General features: G+C 57.7%; 31 protein-coding genes. 21 read left to right on the top strand and 10 right to left on the bottom strand.

The window, feature by feature from the left end:
* Position 1: 1 nt before the first annotated feature.
* Together P9292_RS21075 and P9292_RS21070 are read right to left on the bottom strand one after the other, a co-directional pair.
* Complete coding sequence (locus P9292_RS21075) at positions 2-544, bottom strand: DUF4224 domain-containing protein (RefSeq protein WP_309853379.1); 543 nt, start codon at positions 542-544, stop codon at positions 2-4.
* A gap of 32 nt (positions 545-576) precedes the next feature.
* Positions 577-948 carry a toxin-antitoxin system HicB family antitoxin gene (locus P9292_RS21070; RefSeq protein ID WP_309853377.1) on the bottom strand — a complete coding sequence of 124 codons (372 nt, stop codon included), beginning with the start codon at positions 946-948 and terminating at the stop codon, positions 577-579.
* 222 nt (positions 949-1,170) lie between these two features.
* On the opposite strand from P9292_RS21070, the gene P9292_RS21065 reads away from it, so the two are divergent.
* Complete coding sequence (locus P9292_RS21065; protein ID WP_309853375.1) at positions 1,171-1,299, top strand: hypothetical protein; 129 nt, start codon at positions 1,171-1,173, stop codon at positions 1,297-1,299.
* 292 nt (positions 1,300-1,591) lie between these two features.
* Here P9292_RS21065 and P9292_RS21060 read toward each other — a convergent pair whose 3' ends face one another.
* From P9292_RS21060 to P9292_RS43225, 6 genes are all read right to left on the bottom strand, one after another.
* On the bottom strand, positions 1,592-1,948 hold the full coding sequence (locus P9292_RS21060; protein WP_309853370.1) for a hypothetical protein: 357 nt from the start codon (positions 1,946-1,948) through the stop codon (positions 1,592-1,594).
* 20 nt (positions 1,949-1,968) lie between these two features.
* Positions 1,969-2,208, bottom strand: a complete 240-nt coding sequence (locus tag P9292_RS21055) for a hypothetical protein (RefSeq protein WP_309853368.1) — start codon at positions 2,206-2,208, stop codon at positions 1,969-1,971.
* A 73-nt stretch (positions 2,209-2,281) separates the two neighbouring features.
* The gene (locus P9292_RS21050; protein ID WP_309961068.1) at positions 2,282-2,590 is read right to left on the bottom strand and encodes a S24 family peptidase; all 309 of its coding nucleotides are present in this window, start codon (positions 2,588-2,590) and stop codon (positions 2,282-2,284) included.
* On the bottom strand, positions 2,587-2,955 hold the full coding sequence (locus P9292_RS21045) for a hypothetical protein (protein WP_309853364.1): 369 nt from the start codon (positions 2,953-2,955) through the stop codon (positions 2,587-2,589). The genes P9292_RS21050 and P9292_RS21045 overlap by 4 nt, the downstream gene beginning before the upstream one ends.
* 177 nt (positions 2,956-3,132) lie before the next feature.
* Positions 3,133-3,558: a hypothetical protein gene (locus P9292_RS21040; protein ID WP_309853362.1), complete on the bottom strand. Its 426-nt coding sequence runs from the start codon at positions 3,556-3,558 to the stop codon at positions 3,133-3,135.
* A 31-nt stretch (positions 3,559-3,589) separates the two neighbouring features.
* Complete coding sequence (locus P9292_RS43225) at positions 3,590-3,742, bottom strand: helix-turn-helix transcriptional regulator (protein ID WP_404989499.1); 153 nt, start codon at positions 3,740-3,742, stop codon at positions 3,590-3,592.
* A gap of 170 nt (positions 3,743-3,912) precedes the next feature.
* Here P9292_RS43225 and P9292_RS21035 point away from each other — a divergent pair, with 170 nt between their 5' ends.
* On the top strand, positions 3,913-4,473 hold the full coding sequence (locus P9292_RS21035; RefSeq protein ID WP_309853360.1) for a hypothetical protein: 561 nt from the start codon (positions 3,913-3,915) through the stop codon (positions 4,471-4,473).
* A gap of 48 nt (positions 4,474-4,521) precedes the next feature.
* On the opposite strand, the gene P9292_RS21030 is transcribed toward P9292_RS21035, so the two are convergent.
* Together P9292_RS21030 and P9292_RS21025 are read right to left on the bottom strand one after the other, a co-directional pair.
* A complete protein-coding gene (locus P9292_RS21030; protein WP_309853358.1) occupies positions 4,522-5,358 on the bottom strand; it encodes a Bro-N domain-containing protein in 837 nt (278 codons plus the stop codon).
* A gap of 266 nt (positions 5,359-5,624) precedes the next feature.
* Positions 5,625-6,341 (bottom strand): LexA family transcriptional regulator, encoded by a 717-nt coding sequence (locus P9292_RS21025; protein ID WP_309853356.1) that lies wholly within the window; start codon positions 6,339-6,341, stop codon positions 5,625-5,627.
* A 587-nt stretch (positions 6,342-6,928) separates the two neighbouring features.
* Between P9292_RS21025 and P9292_RS21020 the strand changes: the two genes are divergently transcribed.
* From P9292_RS21020 to P9292_RS20930, 19 genes are all read left to right on the top strand, one after another.
* Positions 6,929-7,258 (top strand): helix-turn-helix domain-containing protein, encoded by a 330-nt coding sequence (locus tag P9292_RS21020; RefSeq protein ID WP_309853354.1) that lies wholly within the window; start codon positions 6,929-6,931, stop codon positions 7,256-7,258.
* Positions 7,255-8,166: a hypothetical protein gene (locus tag P9292_RS21015; protein ID WP_309853352.1), complete on the top strand. Its 912-nt coding sequence runs from the start codon at positions 7,255-7,257 to the stop codon at positions 8,164-8,166. The genes P9292_RS21020 and P9292_RS21015 overlap by 4 nt, the downstream gene beginning before the upstream one ends.
* A complete protein-coding gene (locus tag P9292_RS21010) occupies positions 8,163-9,974 on the top strand; it encodes a toprim domain-containing protein (RefSeq protein ID WP_309853350.1) in 1,812 nt (603 codons plus the stop codon). Before P9292_RS21015 ends, P9292_RS21010 begins: the two co-directional genes overlap by 4 nt.
* Positions 9,971-10,348: a hypothetical protein gene (locus P9292_RS21005; protein WP_309853348.1), complete on the top strand. Its 378-nt coding sequence runs from the start codon at positions 9,971-9,973 to the stop codon at positions 10,346-10,348. Before P9292_RS21010 ends, P9292_RS21005 begins: the two co-directional genes overlap by 4 nt.
* A 35-nt stretch (positions 10,349-10,383) precedes the next feature.
* Complete coding sequence (locus tag P9292_RS21000; RefSeq protein WP_309853346.1) at positions 10,384-10,620, top strand: hypothetical protein; 237 nt, start codon at positions 10,384-10,386, stop codon at positions 10,618-10,620.
* Between the two features lie 88 nt (positions 10,621-10,708).
* Positions 10,709-11,209, top strand: a complete 501-nt coding sequence (locus tag P9292_RS20995; RefSeq protein ID WP_309853344.1) for a MarR family transcriptional regulator — start codon at positions 10,709-10,711, stop codon at positions 11,207-11,209.
* A 172-nt stretch (positions 11,210-11,381) separates the two neighbouring features.
* Complete coding sequence (locus P9292_RS20990) at positions 11,382-12,548, top strand: tyrosine-type recombinase/integrase (protein WP_309961066.1); 1,167 nt, start codon at positions 11,382-11,384, stop codon at positions 12,546-12,548.
* A complete protein-coding gene (locus P9292_RS20985; RefSeq protein WP_309936379.1) occupies positions 12,545-12,775 on the top strand; it encodes a hypothetical protein in 231 nt (76 codons plus the stop codon). The genes P9292_RS20990 and P9292_RS20985 overlap by 4 nt, the downstream gene beginning before the upstream one ends.
* 19 nt (positions 12,776-12,794) lie before the next feature.
* Positions 12,795-13,250, top strand: coding sequence for a hypothetical protein (locus P9292_RS20980; protein WP_309853338.1), 456 nt, complete (start codon positions 12,795-12,797; stop codon positions 13,248-13,250).
* Positions 13,251-13,476: 226 nt separating this feature from the next.
* A complete protein-coding gene (locus P9292_RS20975; protein ID WP_309958773.1) occupies positions 13,477-13,725 on the top strand; it encodes an HNH endonuclease signature motif containing protein in 249 nt (82 codons plus the stop codon).
* Between the two features lie 106 nt (positions 13,726-13,831).
* Positions 13,832-14,308 (top strand): terminase small subunit, encoded by a 477-nt coding sequence (locus P9292_RS20970; RefSeq protein WP_309960039.1) that lies wholly within the window; start codon positions 13,832-13,834, stop codon positions 14,306-14,308.
* Positions 14,305-14,607 (top strand): hypothetical protein, encoded by a 303-nt coding sequence (locus P9292_RS20965; RefSeq protein ID WP_309961063.1) that lies wholly within the window; start codon positions 14,305-14,307, stop codon positions 14,605-14,607. Before P9292_RS20970 ends, P9292_RS20965 begins: the two co-directional genes overlap by 4 nt.
* 196 nt (positions 14,608-14,803) lie before the next feature.
* Positions 14,804-15,991 (top strand): phage integrase central domain-containing protein, encoded by a 1,188-nt coding sequence (locus tag P9292_RS20960; protein ID WP_309958841.1) that lies wholly within the window; start codon positions 14,804-14,806, stop codon positions 15,989-15,991.
* Between the two features lie 45 nt (positions 15,992-16,036).
* Positions 16,037-16,258, top strand: a complete 222-nt coding sequence (locus P9292_RS20955) for an AlpA family transcriptional regulator (RefSeq protein ID WP_309851577.1) — start codon at positions 16,037-16,039, stop codon at positions 16,256-16,258.
* 781 nt (positions 16,259-17,039) lie between these two features.
* The gene (locus P9292_RS20950; RefSeq protein WP_309854387.1) at positions 17,040-17,285 is read left to right on the top strand and encodes an AlpA family phage regulatory protein; all 246 of its coding nucleotides are present in this window, start codon (positions 17,040-17,042) and stop codon (positions 17,283-17,285) included.
* Between the two features lie 10 nt (positions 17,286-17,295).
* The gene (locus tag P9292_RS20945) at positions 17,296-17,547 is read left to right on the top strand and encodes a hypothetical protein (RefSeq protein ID WP_309854389.1); all 252 of its coding nucleotides are present in this window, start codon (positions 17,296-17,298) and stop codon (positions 17,545-17,547) included.
* Positions 17,540-17,968 (top strand): hypothetical protein, encoded by a 429-nt coding sequence (locus P9292_RS20940; protein ID WP_309854391.1) that lies wholly within the window; start codon positions 17,540-17,542, stop codon positions 17,966-17,968. Before P9292_RS20945 ends, P9292_RS20940 begins: the two co-directional genes overlap by 8 nt.
* Positions 17,961-18,194: a hypothetical protein gene (locus P9292_RS20935; RefSeq protein WP_309854393.1), complete on the top strand. Its 234-nt coding sequence runs from the start codon at positions 17,961-17,963 to the stop codon at positions 18,192-18,194. Before P9292_RS20940 ends, P9292_RS20935 begins: the two co-directional genes overlap by 8 nt.
* Positions 18,191-18,421, top strand: a complete 231-nt coding sequence (locus P9292_RS20930) for a transcriptional coactivator p15/PC4 family protein (RefSeq protein WP_309841010.1) — start codon at positions 18,191-18,193, stop codon at positions 18,419-18,421. Before P9292_RS20935 ends, P9292_RS20930 begins: the two co-directional genes overlap by 4 nt.
* The last annotated feature ends 122 nt before the right edge of the window (positions 18,422-18,543 follow it).

Here is an 18,543-nt window from a genome sequence, read left to right as displayed (position 1 = left end):
CTTACGACCGTTTCGGGAATAGCGGACGCAGCGGAGGTCGAAGTTCCGCGATGGGCCCACTGTCTAGCCGATATTTTCGGGCCAACAATAATTCGAACGTGTCCCAAGTCATAACAACTAGGCCGTCGTTACGACGCACGACGTTAATCGCGAAGTTCTCCGCAAACCAGTCAGCCTGTTTGTTCCGCTGAAGCAACCCCGTCACTTCGGCAAGGTCTGCATGAGTGAGTAGGCGATCGCCCATCGTCTTCTCACTCCATGTAATCGGCGTTTGGACTAACGAAGAATCTGCCACCGATCTTCTTAGGAGGAGGGTAGATGTGCCCGTCTTCCATCCATTTGCGGATGTCGTCATGTGCGGCGCATGGTCACCGAACATGATCTCAGCCCAGATTTTGAGCGGCACATATCTCGGAAAACCTTTGAGTTGGGGCTTCGTTGCATACTTCGCAGCGCGCTTGGCGATCGCCTCGCTCCGTTCGTCCATGCCTTTGGCAACCCACTCGGCAAGCCAATTCGGGTTGCTGCGGTCGACCTTTGGCATCGTCGATCCTCTATCCTCAAGTCGGGACGTGTTCACTTGTGAGCGCTAATCACGCTGAGCAATTGACGCGCAATTTCAACCTCTCGCCTCAACGAGCCAGCCTCGCTTTCACCCGATACTCTCGACGGCGCGTGCGCGACACGATCGAGCACTTCGGCGGCACGGCCCAAGCCACTCCAAAGTATTCCGTTGTGCTTCATCAGCGAGTCGGTGAGTTGGGTATCTCGTTGCCGAATTGCTTCAAGGATGTCGGACGTCGCGTCCTTGTGTGGGTCGTGACGCAACCGTAGCGTGACTTCGGCGTTGAAGGACGAACCGGCGGCATCCGCAGCATGGGTGATGGCCGCGTGTAGCTCCGGCGGCATGCGAAGCGTCGTTTTGTTCTCTTGGTCGTCGGCGGGCATGCGCGAATTCTATCCGCCGGGTGATAGAACGGCTACCGATAAGGAAGCCGACGCCGATTATCGCAGGTAAATGCCCTCATTTTGGCGCTTCGATACTACATTTGAGACGGCACAATGCCATCGCTTTATCCACGATGCGAGATGGCTGCAGGCCAACATGTAAGCCGGAAGATCGCGATAGTCGACTTGCTGACTGACCGATCGACTCCGATCGAAGCACTTATGGCCGCGCTCATCGCAGTGACCGAAACCCCGGATCTGCCGATCGAGCAGTTGCGCTCTCTACTTGGCCTTGCGGCGGACATGGCTTCGGACGTGTCAACGGCCGCAAGTTCGATGCTCATCAGCTAAAGCGCGCGCCGACGTCGGCCTGGCCGGCCTGCCGGAATCACTCCTTTATTGCTCCGCGCCCATTCGAGTACATCGCTCGCAAACCAACGCCGCTGCGCCTGTTTTGAATCGACGGGGCGAAAGGAAGATGGGAATCCGGGTCGGGTAACCACACGCATTTCAACGGTCGTCTTCGACAAACCCAGCCATTGCGCAATCTGATCGACGCTCCAAAGCGTTTCGCTAAGCGGGCGCCGATTCTCCAATGCCGCGACTAGACGCTCAATCAAATTCTCTTCGATCGTTTCGGTACTCATGCTAATTCCTTTTCAGGCACCTGGGGCCAAGCACTCGATAATCCGTTTGTGAGACGCGCACGACGGGCGGCGCGCATCGCTTCAATATGTTTGCGCGACACGGGATTGACCAGGTGCGGACCTTCTCCAAGCGTGTCGGTTTCAACGTGTCCGAAAGTCGTCACGACGCCGACGTGGGATTGCGACACCTGCGTGAAGCATGACAGCAGCCCGCCGAGAATTGCTACGACTAAGAAGGCGATAACGCTGTATCGGTACTGGGGCTGGCGGTCTTTGCGCAGGAGCGCGCTGCCTATTGCGGCGAGGGCTGCGATCGTACCGCCGAAAAAGATGATGACGAGGACTTGGAACATTTCGGGGCCTTCTAGATTGGTTAGGTGGAACGACGTTCGGATTCGTTGTTGTGCTGACGCTGCAAGGCTTCGTCGCACAGGGCAATGACGGTCTCGGGCGTCATCAGCTGCGCGAAGATGTCGACGGCGCGGAAGGCGAAAACGGCCGGCAACATCGGATCGAGTTTCATGGCCTGCGCCGACTTCGCGGCGCGCTTAATGTGTTCGATTTGGTTACGGGTCATCAGAAGTCCCTGAGTTTGAAAACGCGGATCAACCACGTGCAGACATCATTGCTGATGATCTCGTGCGACCAAGCGCGCATCACGATGCGTTTAAGTGGGGTGCGGAAGTTCACGTCGCAGACCCCGCAATCTCGTTGTAGAAGCTTGCTTTGCAGCGGCCGATAATCGGATAGCAGGCTTTCACATCATCACGGCGCAAAGTGCTTGCGGCGGCTGGTGTGTAAGAGCGCAGCCGGTACCTGTCCCCGTCGAAGGACGCCAGCGAGCGCACGATCGTCTGCCCGTTCGTGAGGTTGATTACGACGTCGTCGTCGGGCTCGGTCGCATCTTCGGTGTCGTAGATGACGACTTCATTGACCTTGATCCGCGGATGCATGTCGCGCGACTCGACGCGCAGTGCGAAGTAGCGCTCACTCATTGCGACACCGCTTGGTTTTCTTGCTGAACTTCGTCGATCCGGTCGGCGTAGAACTCGATCTTGTCGATCGCCATTTCGGCCAGCGCTTGAATCGCCGAGTGCAAACCGCCTGTCATGTATCCGTCGAGCGGTTCGCATCCGTTATCGGACGAATAGCGATCGTTTGTGAGAAGGGTGTTCACGACAGCGATGCCCTGAAGTGCACGATGCACGTGGTTGAGACAGTGCGCTGCGCCCGCATCGCCTAATAGTGGCTGGGCGCTGATGCGGTTATATCGGTCGTTGTAATGGTTCGATTCCTCAAACTCGCTGACCGCGCCCCGCTTGCCATCGCTGGCCAGTTGTGTAGAATCCGCCGTGTTCATGTTTCAAGTCCTCGTTGTGCGACGCGCCTCGGCTGCCACCAGCGGCGCGTCATTCTTAAAAGCCGTGTTCTCGGCGCCTTCAAAAATTTGCAAATTCTCGATTCGTAAGTACGAGTGCTCCCCCTCAGTAGTAGTACTGAGTAGTTGCAACGAAGTGGTTACAGCTTTTTGGCTGTCTTATGCGGCGCTATCGCTGATCCATTCGGCGGTCGATTTCGCGTGATCTCGGCAGTACATTTCGTCAGCCATGTCGTGCAAGATGCACTGCACGTCGGCGGGCAGTTCATGCTCGCTGAGTTCCTTGAGGCTATGGCGGATGTCGGCAACATACGCGGTTGCGTCCAGAATTGCGGCGACCATCGAAAGGCTCGAAACAGCGGAAGTCCCCCGCAAATCGGATATGACAGTGGAAAGGACAGCCGAATCGCGCTCTTTAGCGAGCTCGTCGGCCACATGCGCTGATGCCGACAACAGTTCGGCGGACGCTGCAGAATCGCGGTTGGCAATGTCGTGCAACTGCAGTCCAGCGTTGTGGATTGCGGCGGAGAGTCGCGCGGCCGCGCCACCTTCGTCGTAATTGACTGTTGGGATGGGATATTTCACTTTCTTCCTCCGTTGTATCCTGGCAGGCTTGCTACAGCACTGGGCTTAGCCAAGCGTCCAAGTCTTCCTTCCGGTACCAGACTCGGCCCCGCTTGATGAACTTCGGTCCCTTCCCGGAGACCGCATACATGGCTAGCGTTTTCACGGACAGGCCGGTGTACTTCGCCGCATTTTTCCGATCCATCCGACCGTCCGGTAGCACGGTGACTTCGACATGTCTGAGATGCTCCACCTTGTAAGTTCCTATGTGTGTTAACAGACAGTACACGAATCATACAGAATTTCAGATGTTGTACAAGAGCTGCGATGTGTTTAAAATCACCACATGGATTCTTATAGAACATTGAGGAACAGATGATCGACGACGCAGAGAAGCGAAAAGGCGGTGGCGCTAAGACGAGCCGGTCGGAAACGGTGACGGTTCGACTCGAGCCTCGGCTCAGATACTTAGCGGAGCTTGCCGGCCGGAAACAACGCCGCACGCTCTCGTCATTCATCGAGTGGGCAATCCTCGAAAGTCTCGAAAGGGTGAACATTGATGACGGCGGTCCGAACCACAACTCGGAGTCGATCGCTGAGGCCAGCAGCAGACTGTGGGATGTTGATGAGGAAGATCGTTTCGCAAAGTTGGCTTTGCATTTCCCCGAGCTGTTGACGCATGACGAGCAAGTCTTATGGAAGCTAGTCAAGGAGAATGGGTATCTCTGGAAGGGAAGATATGCACGGCCCAACCTCGTTTGGACGTGGTCAACAGACGAAGCCAGTCTGATCTTTGAGAGGCTGCGTGAGCACTGGGCCGTATTCAATGCTGTTGCAAGAGGAGAGCGGCCAAGAACTGATTTACCGAGCTGGAATCGAATCGATCCAACCAAGGCCGGCGATCCTGATCCTATGGACGACGACATTCCGTTCTGAGGAATACTTACTGTAGTCGTTTTTCTCTTGCGCACATGTGCCTCCTTTTCAGCGCGTCGTGGCGATGCCGAACAGACCAGCCCCGGCGAGCGGTTCGTCGGAAGCCGCGTTGGCGCGCACCTTGAATCGTCCGCTAATGTAGGGGTGCTCGAATTGAGCTGTCGTTACTGGCCGACACTCGTCGACAAACCGCCGGAACACCGCAGTCACATCTTTTCGCCACCAAACGGTGTAAGTCGAGCCGTTCGCGTCTTCGTGGTTATTCTTGACCTCGCCGGCAGGCTTCGGTGCGAGCGGGCTCTGGCGGATTACCTCGTCCACGATTTTTGCCGACAAGCCGAACTCTTCGGCGATGCGTTTGCGAATATGGGTGATCGACTCCGCGTTGCTCGGGCATGACGTGAAAGCGCGGGTCTCGGTGAGGTCAACGACCTGCTGGCGCACGAGCTCAATCGCTGCTGCCTGTTCGATCTGACGCGTTTCAATCTCGGCCATCAGCTGTGCGCTCTGCAGGAACATCTGCGCCGGCGAAAGTGGCTGCGCACCAGGCATCGCATACGACCCGGTCTTGCGGATCGACGGCAGCACTTCCTCAAACACCCAGCGCTCGAACTTCTCGGCGGCCGGCATTCTGCTGTTCACGATCAGTCGGAGCACGTCGGCCTCGGTCAGGACTCGGAGTTCCTGCATTCCGCCAGCCGTCTGAAGGGGGTAGCGATTCGTTACCCCCTTGCAGTGATCGTTCATAGCCTTGCTGGCGTTGGCGTAACTCAGCACGTCACACACATCTTTGCCGACGAAGTGCTGAATGCCATCAACATCAACCACGCGCACGTCGTGCTTCTTGCCATCCGACGCAAACTGGAAAATGTTGAGCGCGCTCATGCCGACACCTCGGCCGCAGCCGGGCGCTTGACGTCGATGCCTGCACCGCGCATCCACTCGGCTTGTTCGGCGTCAGCGTGGCCGCGCATGAATGCGCAAAGGACTGCGACTAAGACCGCCCAAATCAGGGCGAAGAGTGCTGCGTGTTGGAGGTCCATCTAGGCTCTCACTGGCGGGTGACTGTGAGAGGCAGTATCGCAAAAGCGATTAAAGCGCGCAATGGCTTTTGCGATTTTTAAGAAAGAAAATTACTATCGTGCGATAGCTCACATAGTTAAAGCCGATCCAGAGCGATACACACATTGGCCGATGATCCAGAGGCGATCAAGGTGGATAGGCTCGACAGTGCGGTCCAGATAGTTCTTGCTTAATGCGTGGACGACAAGCGTCCCGCCGGCAAGTTTGAAAATCTGCCGGATGATAGGCTCACCTTCGAAGATCATCGCGAACACTTGGCCGTCGCGCGGCTCGCAATACGCAGTGTCAATCAGTACGAGATCGCGGTCATTTAGAAGAGGTTGCATAGCGGTCCCCCGCATCGTCACGACCTTACAATCCTTGGGATCTCGCCCCGTCGCGACGAAGAAATCTCGTGGAACAGGGACAGCCAACCGCCTGACGGCCAGCCAGTCCACAGCATTTTCCTGCTGTGAACTTCGTTCGAAGGTCTCGAGATCGAACCAAAAGTGAAGGTCTTGACTTGCCCTGCCGTGATGCAGTCCAGGAGCGGCTTTGGTCGCCTCGCTCGTCGCTTCAAAGTCACCATCCATTCCGACACTCAACCTCGGCGGTGTCCCATCCAGCAACCATTTCACGTTCGTATTTAGCGCGTCAGCAATCTGCACCACATGCTTGCTTCCTAGATTGCGACCCGTTTCGATATTGTTGATCGTGGTCTGCGACACTCCCGCGAGCTTGGAAAGCTCGGCTTGCGACAGGCGGGCCTCTCGGCGCGCAATCTTCAACCGTTGACCTAGCGTCATCTCTGTTCCCTATGGCAAATGCCTTGCGAAATATTCGCAAAAGCCATATATTGCGATAATCGCCAAAGCGATTGGCGTCCACCGCGTTCGCAATATTAGGGCATATATGAAGGCAAATCTACTTGTCCACGAATTGATTCTGTTGGGTCTCACACAATTGGAGATCGAGCAGCGCTCTGGCGTCGGTCAGTCCGTAGTCTCAGATCTGAAGACCGGCCGCAAAGGCAAACGTGTTTCGTACGAGACGGTGGTAGCACTCGAACGCCTCCGAGACGCCGTTCTGCACGAACGCTTCGCTACCTCGGTTCGGCGCACCCCGCGATCGAGGAGGATCGCTGCAATGGAAACGGTGGAATGAGGCGCGCTTGTCTGACTCTCGCTCCGAGATCCGATTTCGACCGTGAGCGTCTGATCGGTCAACTCGGCGCGCTCGTCTGCTCGTCGTCTTCGACGCGCCTTTGGCGGATCACCTGCATGGCCGCCCAGCGCCGCCTGATCCGCGGTCGTTCGCCAATTCAAGTCGCCAAGATGGACACGCAGTTGCGCGTCCGTGCCTATCAAGAACAATCGTCCGGACGCCGTCGCAAGTGAAGCCCTATACCTGGCGCCAAGCCATTATTCGGTCGGAGCTTCCGCCGACGACCCGTCACGTTTTACTGACGCTTGCCTGCCATCTGAAAGAGGATGGCGCCGTACCTCCCACCTCGAACGACGTCCTTGCCTTCGAATCGGGCCTGTCTGAACGGTCCGTCACGCATCATCGCCGTCGCGCGACAACCCTCGGTTGGCTTGACAGAGCGCAACAGCCGGCAATTCCGTCGAACTTCTCGCCCTCATTTCTCGGCGACGACGACTCTGTTTTCCGCGAAGTGGACCGCGAGTCCTCGCAATCTAACCGTCGCAGTGTGCCAGCATGAAACCCACTTCCCCGAAAGAGAAAACGGCACCGCGTCGATTTCAAGGCGTATGGATCCCGGCCGAGATGTGGCTTGATCGCTCGCTGTCATTCGTCGAAAAGCTAATGCTTGCCGAGATCAGCTCACTCGAGAGCGACGCTCGCGGATGCTATGCGTCGAACACGTACTTCGCTCAGTTCTTCGACCTCTCGCCGTCTCGCGTGTCTGAAATCATCTCGTCGCTGTCGGCCAAGGGGCGAGTCGGTGTAACGCTCATTCGGAAGGGTAAGCAGATCATCGAACGGCAGATCCGGACCTTACCCCCCTTCGATTTTCCGAATACCCCCTATTCGGAAAACACGGAGAACCCTATTCGGAAAACCGACGAGGGGTATTCGGAAAACACGAAAGAGATAACAAAGAAAAGCATTAATACAAAAGCAGACACACACTCGGCTGACGCCGAGGAGCGCGAGACCGAAAACGAGAAATCGAACGACGATGCCGACTTCGAAGAAGCGTGGAAGCTCTATCCGAAACGTGACGGCGGAAATCCGAAGGCAGCGGCGCTGAAGGCATGGAAGGCGCGGATTCGTGAAGGCATCGAGGCAGCCCGACTTGTCGCGGCCACGCGCGGCTATGCGACAGCGATGCTGAAGGCGGGGAATGTCGGCACGCGGTTCGTCCTCCAGGCGTCGACGTTCTTCGGTCCTGATCGGCGATTCGCGGAGTTCGCGCCTCGCGATGATGAAGCCAGTGAAGCCGGCGCGACGGAAGCGCTGCTGCCTTGGTGGCGGCGCGCCGGGTTCGATATGGAATGGAAGGCCATCAACGCCGGCTGCAGCGAAAAATACGCTTTCGTGTGGCGGCACGGCGTGCGGATGACTGACGACGAAATCCGCGCGGCTCGCGAGCGAGGTGAACTGTGAACGCACGCGAACTGAGCGCGCTGATGGCGGAGAGCGCCGAACACATTGCGGCGCACCTGCTGCGCGAAGGTAAGAAGCAAGGCCGTGAGTTCAAGGCAGGAAGCATCGCCGGCGAGGCGGGCAACAGCCTCTCGGTTTGCGTCTCGGGTGCCAAGCGGGGAGTGTGGAAGGACTTCGCGACCGGTGAGACCGGCGACATGCTAGCGCTGTGGTGCGCGTGCCGCTCGCAATCTGTCGCGGAGGCAATGCGTGACGCGAAACGCTTCCTAGGCGTGCGCGACGAGATGCCTGCTCGTTTAATGCCGAGCTACAAACGGCCGCCGCGGCCGCAGAATGCAAAACGCCCGACCAGCGCGGTCTCCGACTGGCTGTCGGCGCGAGGCCTGAGCGAGAGCACGATTGCGGATTTCAAAGTCGCGGAGATTGTGCGCGGTGACTCGGTGTACGTCGTGCTGCCATACCTGCGTGACGGCGAACTGATCAACGCGAAGTATCGGAACATCGCCGACAAGAAGGACATGCGTCAGGAAGGCGGCGCGGAGCCCTGCTTATTCGGCTGGCATCTTGTCCCGCCCTCTGCCCGGACCATTGCTATCGCTGAGGGCGAGCTTGACGCGATGTCGCTTCATCAGATGGGCATTTGCGCTTTGTCCGTGAACGCTGGGGCAGGGAATCACGGATGGATCGATAGCGATTGGGACCGGCTCGAGCGTTTCGATGAGATCCTGCTTTGCTATGACGCAGACGACGCTGGTCGAAAGGGCGCGAAAGAGGTCGCCACGCGGCTCGGACTTGACCGTTGCCGAGTCGTCACTTTCGGCGATTCTAAGGATGCGAACGATTTCCTGCTAGCCGGGGCTGACACTGCAGCGTTCCGCGCCTGTCTGGCGGCGGCGCGCTCTTTCGACCCGGACGAGCTGCGGTCATTGGCTGACTTCTGGCCCGGCGTAAAGGCGCTGTTCTGGCCGGCGCACGAAGGCGCGCACGCGCCGTTCCTATCGTTCTGCGGCCAGTCGCAGCTCTGGTTTGAGTTCCGCTATGGCGAGGTGACGGTCTGGAGCGGTTACAACGGTCACGGCAAGTCGCTGTTACTGAATCAAGTTCTCATTGGTCTGCTCGACCAAGGCGAGCGCGCCTGCGTGTTCTCGGGGGAGATGACGCCAGCGCGTCAGGGCAAGCGTCTCGCGAAGCAACTGGGCGGACTCGACAGGCCTTCTCCGGCGTATCTCGATCACATGGCCGACTGGGTTCGCGATCGGATGTGGATCTTTGATCTCGTCGGGACCGCGTCGATCGACCGCCTCTTGATTGTCTTCACGTATGCATTCAGGCGCTACGGGATCAGGCACTTCGTCATCGACTCTCTAATGATGACCGACACACAGTCCGATGGTCCGGGATCGATCACTGCGCAAAAAGAAGCGATGCGCAAGCTGGCGAGCTGGGCGCGCGCCAACGATACCCACGTCCATTTGGTCGCGCATCCCCGCAAGGGACAAGACGAAAAGCGCACACCTGGCAAGCAGGACGTTTCTGGGGCCGGCGTTATCACCGACGCGGCTGACAACGTGTTTTCCGTGTGGTCTGCCCAAAAGCAGGACGTTATGCCCGGCGACCCCGAGCCGGATGGCTGGCTTGAATTGCTGAAGCAGCGCAACGGCGATGTCCAGAACAAGAGGCTGGCGCTGTTCTTCAACCGAGAAGCTCAGCAGTTCAGCACCTCGGACTCCCGGCGTGCGCACACCTATCTGGAATACAGCGCTCAGCCTGCGCAGTACGACGCTGCCCGCGAGGGATACATGCAATGACTATCGACGAACTGATGAAGGACATCGCGATCATGTTTCCGCGCATCAAGCGGATGCAGCGGCAATACCGATGGGCCGATGACGACGAGCCACGCTGGATGATCGGGGCCGCATCGGACGTCCTGTTTGCCGACGCCCTCCCGATTTTCTGGGATCTTATGAGCGGCGAACCTTCCCACGATGGCGGCGTACACACAGCTTTCACGGCATGGGTCGAAAGCCGCGGTTGGTATCTTGAACGCGTCGATGCCTTCTGGTGGATGCCGGTCGAACAGCCGACCGAGGAGGAATTCACAGAGATGGGTGAAGAGGAGTCGGCGCGCATCGAGCAAGCCTTGCAAGGTCCGCACAACCCCTTCGATTGCCCGTTCTGATCATGCCGACCAATTGCACACGAGGAGATCTCGCAGTGATCGTGCGGGCATCGGCCAATGGCGATGAGGCGTATCGCAAGTACACGAAGCGTCTGATCGGAAGGGTCGTGACCGTGACGAAGTGGGAGATGCAGGGCGCCGAAGTGTGCTGGGCGATCCGCCGGCCGTTCTGGATGCGCATCGACGGCGTGAAGACCCGGGTCACAGGCATCCACGACAGCCTACTGCAGCCCATCCGCGGCGCGGCGGCGCGCGAAGTTGAGGTCCTATGAGGCGCTTCGAATATCTCGATCCGGCGATCGTGCTTGAGCGAAAGCAGGAGGGCACGTGTCTCGGATGCGATTTGCTGGAGATCTCCCGATGGAGCGGCACGCGGAAGTACGTTTGCAGCAAGGGCTTTCAAAAAGCATCGACGGAATGGTCCGAGATGCGTCGATGCAGAAAGTACGAGGAGCCGGTATGAGGCCGCCGTTGACGTTCGAAATCGTGATGCTGCTGAGCAAGTCGGAGTTGGGCCTGCAGAGCGCCATGATCGCGCGAGAGCTAGAGGCCTCGCGCCATGCAGTCCAGAAGGCGCTACCGAAGTTGGTTGCGCGGGGGTTCGTCACTCGCGCCAAGGCGCGCAAGGGCGAGTTCAGCCGCTATTTCGTCACAGATGAACAGGCAGCGCGATACCGGCTCAGCTGCGTTCGCAGGGCGCCAGCGCAATTCGGCGCAATGCGCGACGACGCCATCGCCAGGAAACTCAAATTTCTTGAGTCGGTTGGACGCGGGGTGTTCGGCGAGAGTCCTGTGCTGGCCGAGATCATTGCGGATTTTCAAGAATTACGCCGGCGTCAAGCCGAGACGGAGTCGCGATGAAGACGCCGCACACATGCTGCTCACGAGGGACCCGGGTTCGCGTCGTGCTTCGCAATGGAGACGTGATCGTTGATCGTTTTGTTGAACGCACGGGCAAATTCATCGTGCTTGCTAACCATCGGCTTCGCGGAGGCGATTTAAAGTCGTTCGGGATTTATCGAGGGGCGACCCGGTGAGCTATCGGTTATTTCGTATTGGAAAGATCTGGCATTACCGCTTTCAGTTAAACGGCGCGCGCGTGCAGCGCAGCACACGCGAGAGTGTCAAGCACAAGGCCGAAGCCGTGGCCGCGCGCGCCTATAACGATGTCAAGCTTTGGTCCAGAGGATGCGAGCCCGTCCCGACGTTGCGGGACTTGTTCGTCAAATGGATCGCGGCCAACGAGCCGGTTGTGAGCAACGCGCACATCAAGTCGATGCGAACCGTCGCCCGTTTGCATCTGTACGAGCTCGGAGATGTTTCGGTCGATCAGTTGACGAACGGGGCCATTGAGCAGGCGCGCATCGAGCACTTGAAGACCCACAGTCGCGCGAGTGCCAATCATTGGCTCAAGTCGATCAAGGTCGTGTGCAATTGGGCGGTTCGTCGCAACATCCTACCGATGGTGCCGTGGTCGGTGAAGCTGATCAAGCTGCAGAAAAGGCCACGCACGACGTTGCCGGCGTCGATGGCTTCGAAGTGGTTGATCGAAGTGGATGCGGCGGCCGCTCGGCAGCCGGGTGTGTCGATCGCCGTGAGGTTGATGCTCGGATTGGGGCTGCGCGAAATGGAGACCATCACGGCGCGCTGGGAGTGGCTCGACTGGGAGCGCGGCACCTATACGCCAGGTCGGACCAAAGGGCGCGAGGCCGACCCCGTACCAGTGCCTCAATGGTTGCTTGACTATCTGCATCCGATGCGCCACGCATGCGGACTGATCGTGACGCGCAAGAGCGGCGAGGCGTTCAAGGCGGGTTTTACGCGTCGAGCGATGTTCGCCGCAAACGCCGCATGTGAAGTGGTCGGGCTCACACCGCACCGACTGCGAGGCACGTTCGCCACGCTATTGAGCGAACAGGGTGTTCCCATCCAAACCATTCGGCGGGTGATGCGCCATAAGGATCCACGCACGACGATGGTGTACTTGGAGGCGGACCTTGCGGCAGTTGTCGATGCACAAGCACGGCTGAGCGACAAGATGGGCTTGGCCGATGCATCAAAACCTAAAGTGAGTGGCGAAAAAGTGGCGAAGAGCATCGCTCAAACCCTTGTCGTTACTGAGTTGTCAAATTCCTGTGAGTCATCCGCTCAAGGCGCAAAAAGCGGGACTAAGGTCATCATGAAACCATCGACATCATGAGCGCGTACACCTACATTGAGATGTCTTCTGTCCCGCGCCCGCTCTTGCAGATGGCCGTGCGACAAGTAGAAGGATTGCAGAGTTGGATCTCGTTTCCCGGCTGCCCATTCGCTGGAATCGAAGAAGAAGGTGAGGTCCAGTTCCCGTATCCGAGCAACCGCGAATTGCGCGAGCAGCTGGTCGCTTGGCTGGATCACTGGAACATTTCTTACGGCGTTGAGCAATAGCGCGATGAGGAGCGAGGCTATGAGTGAACATAGTTTGAATGAAGATGCGCGAAACGCGGCAGACGACAAGGTTCATCGTTGGGTCGCTTGGTGTCTGACACGCCGCATCTTCGCGCCGTATGTAAAGTCGAATGTGCTCGCGCGTCTGCAGCCCGCCCGTCGAGCAATGGCGCGCGAGCCGGACTCGTTTTTGGATCCCGAGATGCCGTTCTTCAATATGGCGATCCATGCGCTGTGCGAACAAGGCGGTAGCGCGCACGAGGCGGAGTGCTTCCTCGGGGTCTATTGGTATAACGCGAACATTAAGGCATTGGCCTACGAGCAGAAATGTGCGCGTGGCACAATCTATAACCGCGCCCGGCGGTTTGCGGTACGCGCCGAATCGCTTGGTAAATCAATCCGCCGGGCAAGTGAGAGCTTCATGTCCGAAAAGTGTTCAAGAATTATTGAACAAAATAGTTCTACTGCTGATTGAACACTTTCATATAAAATCGGCTCTTAATCGATAGGCTGCATCACTGTCTTTAAGGCCCGCATGGCTCAAACCATGTGGGCTTTTTTGCGTTGGTGCGCGTCTTGCGCGATAGCCTCGTTCGAGGCTAGTTCATCCATCTCTGTGTTGCAACCTGCGAATGGCGAGACTGAGGACCCTTAAGCCCCGACTGGGTAACGTGAAGGCCAATAGGCTCTCGTTGTTGGACGTGAAAGCTGGATCCACGGTGCGCATTCGCGGGCGCAGATGGATGACGACGCGCATGCGCATCGCCGCGCGTGACAACTTTTGCTGCGCGCGGTGCGGCCGATTGTGGAACGAGCATCTCGATCACGTCGATCACCGCGTTCCGCTCGAAGCTGGCGGCAGTAACGACGACGCCAATCTGCAGTTGCTCTGCGTTGACTGTCATGCGCGCAAGACGGCGGCGGAGGCTGCGGGGCGGTTTGGACGTTGAGCAAGTGTTTGGGGGGGAGGGGGTGTCGAAAGTCTGGTGGGTTCGAGGCTCGGACACCGACTGCTCTCTCACGCGCAGAAAATTTCCCCTTTTACGAGAGTTGCTAATGTCGCTAACGAATAAGCAACGGCTGTTCGTAGAGGCGTATCTCGTTGATGGAAAAGGGAAAAACGCCGCAGTCGCAGCCGGATACAGCCAGCGCACCGCTAGCATCGAAGCTAATCGGTTGCTAAAGAACCCGCGGGTGTTAGCGGAGATCGAGCGTCGAAAAAAGTTGCTTGATCGTCCCGCGAAGGTCGATGCGAATTTGGCAAGTGTGGCCGCGGCCGCAGGGTTCGACATATCTAAAGCGGTCGCGACGCGCGACGCGCTGGAGTTTTTAATCGCCGTGTTTAATGATCCGATGACCGAGCCGAAATTACGCGTTGATTCGGCGAAAGCGGTTGTTCCGTATCAACACGCGAAGAAGGGCGAGGGCGGCAAGAAGGATGCAGAACAAGAGGCAGCGAAGCGGGCTGCATCCAAATTCGGGGCGCCTCCACCTGCACCGCGCCTTGCGGCGAGCGGGGGTAAGAAGCTGTGACGCCCGAACAAGAGGAGATCGTTCTCGATTGGGTCACGTCATGTAAGGATTGGGGCGAACGGATCAAGGAAGGCCGCACGATCATCCCGCCGCCGATCTTCGCCGAGGAGGCCGAGTATGCGCTGTCGATCTTTAAGGCGCTGAAGATCGTTGACGCCCCCGGTTCACCTTCGTATGGCGAGGCGTCGGCGCAGTGGGTGTTTGATCTGGTGGCGTCGATCTTCGGTGCGTATGACCGCGCGAACAATCGGCGGCTGATTATCGAATGGTTTGTGTGCCTGCCCAAGAAGAAGGAATAGCACCTTTTCGAGGGCGTTCTACCCCGTCTGCGGAGGTACGGGCGCTTATTCCAACTTCATGATTTCATTGCGTTTGTCGCGCTAGTTTTATTCGGCGAGGTCCTGGGAGATACCTTCGCAGCGTGCCCTTTTTGGGGGTGCGCGTGGGGGTAGCGGTAGCGTCGAAGTGCTTTTCATAAAGAAGATACCCCCAAATATGCGGCTAACCAATATCGCAATTCGCAACGCCAGACCGGCTGGAAAAGCCAGAAAACTGTTTGACGGACGCGGCCTGTATCTGCTGCTTACACCGAGCGGCTCGAAATGCTGGCGAATGAAATATCGCTTTGCTGGCCGCGAAAAGCTCATGTCCTTGGGCATGTATCCGGACGTCTCATTGGCTGAGGCGCGTGAACGTCACGCACAGGCGCGCAAGGTGTTGTCGGGTGGTGTGGATCCGGTGCAGGAGCGACGCAAGACAGAAGTCAAACCCTACGTGACGTTCAAGGAGGCGGCCGAAGCGTGGTTCGCACATTGGAAGCCTTCGCGATCGCCGTCGCGGGTCAACCAGGTCGAAAACTATCTAGCTTCGGACATCTATCCGATCATGGGCGGGCGGCCGGTCACGGATATTCGGCCAGCAGTGCTTCGCGAGATGCTCAGGAAAATTCAAGCACGGGGTGCGCCCTCAGTCGCCAAAGTGGTCCTGCAGATTTGCAATCAGGTATTGCGTTACGCGATGGCGCACGACTGGGCAGAGCGGAACCCTGTCGCCGAGCTTCGCACAGGCGATCTACTGTCTCTTCCTACAGCGAAAAATCACGCCCGCGTCTCGGAGGCTGATCTGCCTGCCTTGCTGCATGCAATCGATTCGTACGGCGGCGAGGAGCAGACGCGGCTTGCGTTGAAACTCATGAGCTACTGCTTTGTGAGAACGGGTGAACTGGTGGATGCCCCATGGTCTGAGTTTGATCTCGATCACGCTCGTTGGACGATCCCGGCCGAGCGCATGAAGATGCGCACGCCGCATATCGTGCCGCTTTCGCGTCAGGCGGCCGATGTCGTGCGTCGGCTGAAAGAGATCGGCGTCGGAGGCGAGTTCGTATTCCCGGGTTATCACTCGCACAAGAGGCCGATGAGTCGAGCGACGATGCTCATGGCGCTACAGGCGCTTGGTTATCGCGGCCGCATGACTGTGCATGGATTCCGCGGCGTTGCCTCGACGATCCTGCATGAGCAAGGCTGGTCGCACGAGCATATCGAGCTTCAGCTCGCGCACCAGTCGCGTGGCAAGGTGAGCGGGGCTTACAACCATGCGCAATATCTCACGCAGCGAGCCGAAATGATGCAGGCATGGGCGGACTATCTCGATGCCCAGCGCGCCCGCTACGTGCGCCCTGTCTGACCAACCAACCTATTAACACCACAGCCCGCGCATGCGGGCTTTTTTATGGAGTTCACAGTGGAACAAAGACTTCTTCGATTGCCGCGCGTGCGTGAGAAGACGGGCCTGAGTCGCACAGCTGTTTATAGCAACCCGTCGTTTCCTAAGCCAGTGAAGATCGGCGAGCGGGCGGTGGCATGGCTGGAGAGCGAGGTCGATGACTGGATTGCTCAGAGGATCGTCCGGAGCCGGGGTTGCGCTTTTGACGCTGGTGAGGGTCGGGTTTGATGAGTGGAAATGCAGACAAGATCGATATGCCGCACCGAGCGCCATACTCGTGCCCTTTGCCGAAAAAACGAAGTGAGAAAATCTCACTTCGGTAAGCACGTAGCGCACTGGCTGACAAACGCTGAAACGAAGCAATATCTCACTGCCTTTGCAGAGGCGCTAAAAAGTCGGATTTCCGATGTTTTTCGAGCGCGCCACACCAATGGGAATTGCCAATATCTAAGACCGAAGCGTGGGCTGACAGCAGCGCTAAATCCCACAGATGTGCGGGGTTTAAGTCCTGCAATTAGAAACGGGAAAATTCCGTTTCTAAAGCTCATCCGCCGCGACCTTAGATATCTCGGATGTGAGAGCTTTGAACCGGGGATTTGGGTGCTGAGAGCGCTGCAACGGCAGACAAAAAGAGCTGGCCCGAAGGCCAGCGAATACACCTTTCGAAGGAGACTGCACCGCAATAATAGCTATGCGATGCGGTCAGCGCCATCTGACCGGTCTGAAAAATACTTGCACGAACGTCGGAGAACTCCGTATACTTCTCACGTGGCCGAAACAGAGGTCACCCGGATTGGAGTCCGGAAGCGTTCTCTGGCGGACACACCGCCAACTGGCGGTTTTTTTACGTCCGCTGCCTTGCGCACGCCTTCAATGGTCGGGCCTTGGTGGGGGAGCGTTCGCGCTCGCCGGTTTCCAGAGACGCCGGTACTCCAATCCTGCCTTGTGCCTGGCCACCCCAATTGGAGTTGGGAGGGTCGGGATTTTACTACCGTCTCTGGAGTCCGCAATGCGTGCTAATCCCTCCGCTCGTCCTGAGCAATCACAGCAGTCTGTTGCCCCCACCACGACCTTAATCAAGCTGCCTCGTGTGCTTGAGAAAACCGGTCTGAGCCGTACGGCCGTCTACACCGAGGCATCGTTCCCGAAGTCCATCAAGATTTCCTCTCGTGCTGTTGCATGGATCGAGCAGGAAGTCGACGACTGGATCGCGGCACGAATCGCGGCGAGTCGCTCTGCCAACGAAACCGAGTGAGGGCGCGACGATGACTGCAAATATCCTCGCTCGTTCTGAGCAAACCCAAATCCCCGTTTTCGTCGTTCAAATCGACATCATCAATGGCGCGTTGCGTGAAGCGGCGCTTGCCGCAACTGCGAATGATGCGCTGGACATCACCGGAAATGCGCTGCGTCAGCTGGTGGACATTGCTCGGGCGAGCAGTGGCGAAAAATCCCCGTATTTCGGGTATTTGACCTGTCCCGCAACCGGAGATGATGCAGAGGTGCGTCATGACTAACACCACAGAAGCGATCGTTCGTCGACACACGACGGCCGCAGGCTTGATTGATTTCTTCTTCGAGCGCTTCGATACCGCCCATGCGTCGGACAGTGAATTGGAATATCTCGCGGGCTTCACAGGCACCGTTGCGGACATGGCTGAATCGCTCTCTACGTTGACCGCGGGCATCGGTATGTTGGTGAGCGCGGATTGTCGATCGGAGAACAAGCACCTTCGCGTCGAAGCTTTGCAGGGCAAAGATGAGCCGCTGTTGCTCTTTCATATCGCGGCCGAGATCGAGCTGATGGCTCGCATTGCGGAAGTAGCAGCCGATTCAAATTGCAACCTGCAACGACGGTTCATTGACCGTCTCAAGGTTGAGCGCTCTCGTCGTGGATTTAGCGATGAGTACTCCTCACATGATGTAAGCCATGGCTAAGAACAGTGAAATGCCGGCGAAGGTGCAACAGATCCACGACACCTTGCAGATGCTGCTGATCGCTATCAGCCATCTTCCTATCAGCGACGGCCACCCGATTTATGGAGTCATCTGCTTGTTGATCGATCAGGCTCAGGAGGTGGCAAACAAGCTGTCCGATCCAGCGTATGCGGGTGATGACGCGCGTTTCGAGAAGCACGCAGGCGGTTCGAAGGAGGACGTATGAGTACGGTCGATCAGGACAAGATGGTGATGGAGGTTCAGAAGAACGCGACGCAACGCGTTCGTATCTCGCATCGCTGGTACAAGGGCCGTCAGTACGTTGATGTTCGTCTGGTGGTTGTTGATATGGCGGGTGATTTTGTGCCGACTCGACAGGGCATCATGCTTCGCCCGGAGTTGCTTGCGCAGGTCATTCAAGGGCTGACGCTGGCCGCGCGGGAGGTTGTATGAAAAACAGAAAGAACATGGGTAAGAGAACGGTCATTCTGCGTAGCGCCCAAGAAATTTGGGACGAGCGCTGTCGAAAGCAAGCTTCCACTAGCGGCGCGGAACGGCGCATAAACGAGAACTAC

It is taken from the genome of Caballeronia sp. LZ001 (assembly GCF_031450875.1).
In the GTDB taxonomy this organism is placed as follows: Bacteria; Pseudomonadota; Gammaproteobacteria; order Burkholderiales; family Burkholderiaceae; genus Caballeronia.
This window is presented reverse-complemented; position numbering and strand designations above follow the sequence as displayed.